The following is a 6,976-nucleotide window of genomic DNA, read 5'->3' as shown; positions in this document are numbered from 1 at the left end:
CTGGTCGGCGGTGTTCTACTACTTCGGTCTGTGGCGCGAGGACGGGCTCGACCAGCGGATTCAGGAACTCCTGCGCTGCCAGGTGAGGGAGAGAGCCCGGCGATTAGAGGACCCGTCCCTCGTGATCATCGACACCCAGTCCGTCCGCGCGGCTGCCGGTGTCCCGAAGACCACGACGGGACTGGACGCCAACAAGAAGGTGTCGGGGCGCAAGCGGGGACTTGCCGTCGACGTGCTGGGGCTGATCATCGGCGTCGTCGTCCTGGCCGCATCCGCCCATGACAACGCCGCCGGCACCGCCCTGCTCGACCAGGCGGCCGAACGCTGCGGGATGCGGCTGGAGAAGGCCCTGGTGGACCAGGGCTTCAAGGACGAAGTCGTCATCCACGGCGCGTTGATGGACATCGACGTCGAGGTCGTCCGCCGCAACCCGGCCGACCAGGGCAAAGGCTTTGTCCCGCAGCCGAAGCGGTGGGTGGTGGAGCAGACGAACGGCACGCTGCTGCTGCACCGGCGTCTGGCCCGTGAGTACGACCACCGGCCCGACACCTCCGTCTCGCGCGTCTACTGGGCCTCCACCGCGAACATGACCCGCCGCCTCACCACACCGAGTCCCACCTGGCGCGACACCCTCGGGCTGGCCGCGTGAACGTCACCGAACTCCTCGCCGGCCTCCAGGTCCAGCACGACGAAGTCACCGCCCGAGCCGCAGAACTACGCGGTCACATCGAGCACTTGACCGCTGCCCTGGCCGAGACCCAGGCCCGACTCGCGGACCTGGACACCACCCGTCAGGTCATCGCGGAGGCCGCGCCGGCAGGAGCCGAACTCGACCCTCCCGAGACCAGCACCGCCTACCAGGCCATCGTGAACGCCTTCAACCAGCACCCCGGCCAGGTGTTCAGAGCCCGTGAGCTGCACGAACTCCTCGGCATGCCCACCGACGAAGCAACCGTCAACATCACCCGCAGCCGCCTCGGACGCCTCACCCGCCAAGGCTTCCTCACCCAACCCGGACGCGGCCGCTATCAGAAACGGACTTAACGTCCACTCAGAGGGCCCGTTGCGCACCGACAGCGGACCCTCCGCCGTGCCGGCTTTGTAAGTGGTGTCGGCTACCGGGCTCGCTGTAGGACGACGATGGCCGATGCCACCATCACAAGGCCGACGGGAGCCACTCGGCCGATCGGCAAGACCAGCCTCCTCATAGTTGACGAAGTACATATTCGAAGCCGATCTGTGGTTGGGGTGTCATCCAGTGCCGGTGGCCGCCTCCGGCGGGACAGGTGCCGTTGGAGCCGTTGCCCGTGAAGAAAAGGCCGGAGCACTGGATGCACAGGAACCACCGTCGCTGCCCGCCGGGACCGTTGATGCCGTCGGGCAGCGCCTCGATCTTGTACGTGCCCGAGCCGGACCAGTTGTGCCATCGCAACGGCTGACTGCTGTTGGGACAGTACGAGGTCGTGCGTCCAAGGTCGAACCAGCCCTTCGACCATAGGGCTGCACAGTCCCGGCACCACCTCCAGCTGCTTTCTCCGACGCCGGCGTCGGTGTCGAAGCGAAGCACGTAGTCGCCGCTGCCCGAACTTTGGTGTCCGTGGTCCCAGCCGAAGATGCCGCTACCGACGGGGCAATAGCCGCTGCCGTTGCCGGAAAACCACAGTTGGCTGCACTGGTGGCACCACGTCCACCGGTCCTGTGCGGCTTGGGCGGGGGCGGCGGCGAGGGTCGCGGTGGTGCAGGCGGCTACGGCGAGCCCGCCCCTTGCCACTGCGGTGAGCAGGGTGCGACGGGAGATCGAGGAAGTGCGGGTGGTCGACATGGGGATTCTCCCTCACTTTGGAGCTGATGTTGGGAGTCGCTGGCGGGGTCTAGCCCGCGTGTGAGGAGAGGGTGAAGTTGCTGTAGCCGCCGCTGTCGGTGACGGCGGGGGAGGGCGCGTAGACGGTGCCGGTGTCGTCTTGGCGGCTGCGCGTCGCGAGTGTGTCGTAGAAGGAGAGCGGAGCGCCGTCGACGGTGACGTAGGAGAACGGGACATTCAAGGGCCGCGGCCAGGTCGCGTGCGGGAAGTCGGGGCGTTCCACGACGATCTCGGCGCTCTCGGAGCGTGCTGCCGGCACCTTTTTCTTCAGGGTCTGGGGCGGATCCGGCCGGGTGAGGTTGTCGATGGTGAGGATGTAGGTGGTGGGGTCGGCGGAACTGCGGACAACCGAGGCTGAGATACGGTCACCAGCTTGTACCTCCATGGAAATCGGCTGCGCGCTCGTGTCGTGGCCCGCGTTGATGACCTCCCAGAAGGCATGGTGCTCGGGATACAACGAGTCGAAGGATGGGCACCAGGCGTGCGTGCCGACCTGGACCAGACTTTCCGTAGCACTGAGGCCTTGTGTCTCAGCGCTGAGGTCTAGCCCGTCGAGGCCCACCCATTCGCTGACGCGATTGTCAAGGCTGTTCCGACAGGTGAAGGCGGGCTCAGTCCATACGGCCGTCACGGCTTGCGGCGCCGCGTTTACTGGGCTGCTCGGCACCACGTACCCGGCCCAGTTGGTGTACGGCGTGGGGGCGAGATCGATGTCATCGATCCGGACCCAGGATTCCCTGCCGGGGGCTGTATAGCCTGCGTAGAGCGTGACCTTGGTGTTGTTGCCCGAGTTGAAGGCCATCTGCAGATACTGGTAGGCGCCCTCGGTGACGATCTTGCCGAAGTTCTTCTGCACCATGGTGCGGCCGTCGCTTCCTCGTGCTCCGAAGTAGCCGGCGGTGAAGTTCCCCGATGGCCTGACCCAGCCGGTCAGGTAATACACCGTCTGGCGTTTGACCGGCACTTGTTGCTTGATGGCGTTCCACTTGTGACTGGAGGCAGCAGTGTGGATGAGGGCGTTGTTCTGCCCGGTTTTCTGTTCCCCGAGGCCGATTTCAACGCCCTTGTAGTCAGGTCCCTCTCCTTGCCACGCCCCGGAGAGGGCGGACCTGCTCTGCTGTTCGAAGCCCGGGTCACGGACGATTCCGTAGGGGCGGGCGGAAGCCGGGGGGCTCAACGCAGACAGCAGGACGAAGGTAATCGCTGAGGTGACGGCCAGGACGAGGCATCGTTGATGTCGCATACGGAGTCCCTCTATCGGTGATTCGCGCGCGTGGAACGAGCCTGGCATTGGAGATCTGGCTGAGCCCGGTTTTTCTGGTTCCAGGTGGCCCCGTCAGCGGGGCGTGTGGAAGCGTTCGAGGGGTGTTCCGGCTTGATTTGGCTCCCCCCCAACCTGTCTGCATCAGGCCTGCCTGACCGGTCAGGTGCAGGTGATGTCGAATTGGTCGCCGTTGACGCCGGCGTCCGCTTGAGGGGACGTCACTTGGACGGTCATGCCGCCTTGGATGCGGTCGCCGGGCTGGGTGCCGGTGAGCTGGATGCTGTATTGGTCGTGCTGTTCGTTGGTGGCGGTGAAGGTCATGCTGCCGGTCTTGTCCTGCACGCCGCGGGCGATGAGACGGTCGTCGGGGTGCCAGGTGTACTCGATCGTGCCGGGCTTCTGGGCTGCGGCGCTGAAGGTGAACACGATCGGTTTCGAGCAGTCGGCGCTGTCTGAGCGGGGAGAAACGCTGACCGATCGGCCGCCCAGGATCGGGCCGGTGTTCTTGCTGGTGTCGGTCTGGCTGTCGGAGACGCTCGGGCTCGTCTTGCGCTGGGAGCTGCTCCCACCGCCGCCGGGTGTCGACTGCCGGCCCGCGGGGTGCGTGGGCTGGGATTCAGTGGGGTTGGCCGTGGGGGTCAGGCCGGGTGTGGTGTTGGTGCGGTCAGGGAGCGGCGAGGATGCGGTGGGCGTGTTGGAGGGGGCCGAGCCGCTGTGGTCGTCCTGCTGCCCCTTTTTCAGCAGGGGGACGAGGTAGAGGTAGGCGAGCACGAGCACGGCGACCGTCAGCAGCGTGCCGGTCGCCCAGCCAACGTGCTGGCCGCGCCGGGGCAGATCCAAGCCGTCGGGGCGGGGCGGAGGGGCCGTGCGCGGGGGCACCGGCGCGGCCGTGGTCGGCGCGGGTTCAGCGTCGTGCCGGGCGAGGTTGTGCTCGCCGGTGGCGATGGCCGTCTTGAGGGCCTGGTGGACGCCCTGCAGCGTGCCGGAGATGTCCTCCAGTACGCCTATGACACTGCTCGTTTCGATCGTCTGGGGTTCGAGCAGCTGGGCGGGCAGGGTGACGCCGGCGCGCGCCACATCGTGGACGTGCTCGACGACCTCCGTACGCAGTGCGAGCGCGGGATGGTCTGGCGCCAGTTGCTCGTCTAACTCCGTGTCGGTCTCCTGCGGGGCTGCGCCGTCCGGCACCGTGTGGTCCGGGTTGTCGGTTTGCTGGCGCTTGAGCCGTTCGTTCTCGGCAGTCAGCTGCCGGTTTTCTTCTTCCAGCCGGTACGTCTCGTGTAGTTGCGGATCGGTCTCTTCCAGCGCGCTGAGGTACACCGTGATGACGTGAGTGCGTGCCTGTTCGGTCAGGGGCACTCCCGCCGCCCGCTCCACCAGGTCCACGATCGCCTGCACGGTCGGCAGGTCGGGGACAACCTCGCCGCGGGCCATGCGCGTGAGCCTGGGAGGAGAGAAACCCGCGCCTAACTCGTCATAAATGTCCCGGTAGGTGATGCCTCGCGCCTTCAGCGGATCCAGCAACTGCTCGCGCAGCACCGTTGCGAACGCCCGCCGGCGCGCGGACGTCCGGAATGCGTCTACGGCCTTGCGTTGCCGCCCTTCTGCCTGCGCCGGTGCGGGGCTGCGGCAGTCCGCCCGGCTCGTCTTGTACGTCGTGTTCCTCGGTACCGGACACGATCCCCTCACCCCGCATCCCAGTGCCCGGTCCTTTGTTTCTTGTTTCGGCCCTGGCCTGCGGCTATTTCCTCTAGAGGTACAGATTTCCCTCCCGCACAGTCAGATGCCGTGCCCCTCGCACGACCGTCGAGGCGCTCTTGGCGGCACCCCTGCGCGGAAGGACACAGCATGGCCACAGCCACCCAGCCCCCGCATCAAAACCCTGCCAAGTCCCCTATTTGGTGACTAGTTGCCAGGATGTATGCGCCACCGCCTGCAAACGTTGCGTGGTTTTGCGTCCAGGCCACCACCAGTCTGCGGGCCACTTCCTCGGCCGCCGGGTACTGCACGTCAGCTGCACCCCGCCTCGACGCAGCCCGCCACCGGGAGAGTGCGGTGCGGGTTGCGGGGCTAAGGCACCGCCGGTGCACGAGGCGCGTATCTCCCACCGACGGACTGCGGGTTACCGGCCCTCTCCATGGTCAAGAGGGGACAGCCACCGACCCTGCGAGGCCCATGGCCCATCGAATGAAGATGGGCACGGCCCTGGCGGGGAGTCCCTACGCGGCGGGCTTGCGCCGCTAACTCCCCGCTCCAGCACAGTGCCACCGAGAGCTCCTGCCCGACACTCCGGCAGACCCAGCCTCGGCCCACCCAGGTGCAGCCTCCCCGCTGTGTTCGCCTTATCCCGCCTGTGGAGTCCCATCATGACCGCGCCCCGCATCCCCGACGCCCTCACCCTGACCGCCGCAGGCCTCACGGCACTCGGCAACGCCCCCTGGTGGGTCGCGCTCGCCCTCGTCCTGCCCAGCGCACTCCCGGCAGTGACCCAAAGCATCACTGAAGTACTCGCCGGCATCTCCCGCTGCCGCACGCACACCATGCGGTGCCGACACGAAGACCGGTTCCTCGGCGCGATCACCGACAGCCACACAGGTCTGGAACACATCGACCGCATCGGCCGCACCAGCCCACCGCCGGCGGATCCGCCCAGTGGAGATGCGGCCTTACCCCGCCCCTCGAACGACGATCCGACCTCCGGGCCACCGCCTTGAGCAGCACAGCCGAGGCACCCAGAAGCCCGCGGCCGACAACCGCGACCAGCCCGAAGCGCAGGCCGCCACCCCGACCCTGCTCCGTGGCGGCCACATCCAGCGCACGTCATCGGGAAACTTCCTGATCGTGAGTCGCATCGGCCGGATAGCGTCCGTGTGTGATCGACATGCAGGTGAGATCGGAGACCGGAGACCTTCTGGCCACGTCGGGTCCGGGGGCCCTGGCCGGCCTGGACCAGGCGGGGTGCCCCATGCCGGAGTTCCGCAGCAGAGGTAGCGGCATAGTCGGCGAAAATGGTGTTTGACCTGCGGAAACGCTTTATGGCCCAGTGGCCGGACGTGTCACTAGGCCGTGGTGTAGGTGCTGGTCAGGAGGGTGTCGTCACGCCGAGGACCTTCTTGGGCGGTTCGACCTGCAGGGCGGCGAAGAGGTCCTGGTGGGGCTTGGTGAGCTGGGTGGTCTGGCGGAAGGAGCCGGCCGGGCCGGTGAGGGTGACGGCGTGGACGCGCTGGAGTTGTTCGCGGATGCGGTTCCAAGTGGTGCCGGTGCGGGTCTCGGCGACGCGGATCAGCAGCAACGCCAGCCAGCACAGCAGGACGTGGGCGCGGATGCGGTCCTCGCGGCGGTGGTAGACCGGGCGGAGGTGGAGGAGTTGCTTCATGTCCCTCCAGCCTCGTTCCACCTCGAGAAGCTGCTTGTATCCCACGGCGATGTCCTCGGCGCTCAGGTGGGGGTCGGAAGACCGCAGCAGGTACTTGCCGTCCAGGTTCTCCTCGGCGGCGATCTTCTTCTTGTCGATCCGCAGCAGCCCTCCGGGGGTGGTCCGCAGGAACCGCTTCAGTCCTGGCTTGGTGGACAACTGCCCGGCCAGATGGGCGCGTTCGGTCTTATTGAGCTTGTCCGTGCCGTCGATGGCCTGCGCCAGTTGCTCGACGAGCTTGGCGCGGATGGCGGCGTCGCGTTGGGCTTGTTCGGGGTTGAAGCAGATCACGAACCGGTCGTCGGAGCCGATGTTGACTTCCTTGACCTGCATGTTGTCGCGTATGGCCTTGTAGCGGCCGGGGCGGGCCAGCGCGGCGGTGACCTCGGGAGAGCCGGAGCGGAGTTTCTCGCCGATGATGTAGCCGCCGCCTCCT

At 67.0% G+C, this 6,976-nt stretch carries 6 protein-coding genes and 1 pseudogene; 3 read left to right on the top strand and 4 right to left on the bottom strand.

The features are described 5' to 3' along the window. Both ABZZ74_RS51840 and ABZZ74_RS51835 read left to right on the top strand, forming a co-directional pair. A partial coding sequence (locus tag ABZZ74_RS51840; RefSeq protein WP_356951104.1) for a transposase occupies window positions 1–649 on the top strand: 649 nt, incomplete at its 5' end. Then, window positions 646–1,044: a hypothetical protein gene (locus tag ABZZ74_RS51835; protein WP_356951103.1), complete on the top strand. Its 399-nt coding sequence runs from the start codon at window positions 646–648 to the stop codon at window positions 1,042–1,044. The genes ABZZ74_RS51840 and ABZZ74_RS51835, both read left to right, overlap by 4 nt. Window positions 1,045–1,204: 160 nt before the next feature. On the opposite strand, the gene ABZZ74_RS51830 is transcribed toward ABZZ74_RS51835, so the two are convergent. The 3 genes from ABZZ74_RS51830 to ABZZ74_RS51820 form a co-directional block, all read right to left on the bottom strand. Beyond that, the gene (locus tag ABZZ74_RS51830; RefSeq protein WP_356951102.1) at window positions 1,205–1,822 is read right to left on the bottom strand and encodes a hypothetical protein; all 618 of its coding nucleotides are present in this window, start codon (window positions 1,820–1,822) and stop codon (window positions 1,205–1,207) included. A gap of 49 nt (window positions 1,823–1,871) precedes the next feature. Then, window positions 1,872–3,104 (bottom strand): G1 family glutamic endopeptidase, encoded by a 1,233-nt coding sequence (locus ABZZ74_RS51825; protein ID WP_356951101.1) that lies wholly within the window; start codon window positions 3,102–3,104, stop codon window positions 1,872–1,874. A gap of 180 nt (window positions 3,105–3,284) precedes the next feature. Then, a complete protein-coding gene (locus ABZZ74_RS51820; RefSeq protein ID WP_356951100.1) occupies window positions 3,285–4,559 on the bottom strand; it encodes a hypothetical protein in 1,275 nt (424 codons plus the stop codon). A 932-nt stretch (window positions 4,560–5,491) separates the two neighbouring features. Here ABZZ74_RS51820 and ABZZ74_RS51815 point away from each other — a divergent pair. Further along, on the top strand, window positions 5,492–5,839 hold the full coding sequence (locus tag ABZZ74_RS51815; RefSeq protein WP_356951099.1) for a hypothetical protein: 348 nt from the start codon (window positions 5,492–5,494) through the stop codon (window positions 5,837–5,839). A gap of 368 nt (window positions 5,840–6,207) precedes the next feature. On the opposite strand, the pseudogene ABZZ74_RS51810 reads toward ABZZ74_RS51815, so the two are convergent. Then, window positions 6,208–6,976, bottom strand: a pseudogene (locus ABZZ74_RS51810) (transposase); the annotation flags it as partial.

Origin of the sequence: Streptomyces sp. NPDC006476 (assembly GCF_040612015.1) — a bacterium.
Lineage (GTDB): Bacteria > Actinomycetota > Actinomycetes > Streptomycetales > Streptomycetaceae > Streptomyces > Streptomyces griseorubiginosus_B.
The sequence above is the reverse complement of the archived record's forward strand: the minus strand, read 5'-3'. Positions and strand labels throughout refer to the sequence as shown.

What these genes read in the sequence shown, in the direction of transcription:
- ABZZ74_RS51830 (WP_356951102.1), bottom strand. Translation starts at nt 1,822, where the DNA reads ATGTCGACCACCCGCACTTCCTCGATCTCCCGTCGCACCCTGCTCACC.
- ABZZ74_RS51825 (WP_356951101.1), bottom strand. Translation starts at nt 3,104, where the DNA reads ATGCGACATCAACGATGCCTCGTCCTGGCCGTCACCTCAGCGATTACC.
- ABZZ74_RS51820 (WP_356951100.1), bottom strand. Translation starts at nt 4,559, where the DNA reads ATGGCCCGCGGCGAGGTTGTCCCCGACCTGCCGACCGTGCAGGCGATC.
- ABZZ74_RS51815 (WP_356951099.1), top strand. Translation starts at nt 5,492, where the DNA reads ATGACCGCGCCCCGCATCCCCGACGCCCTCACCCTGACCGCCGCAGGC.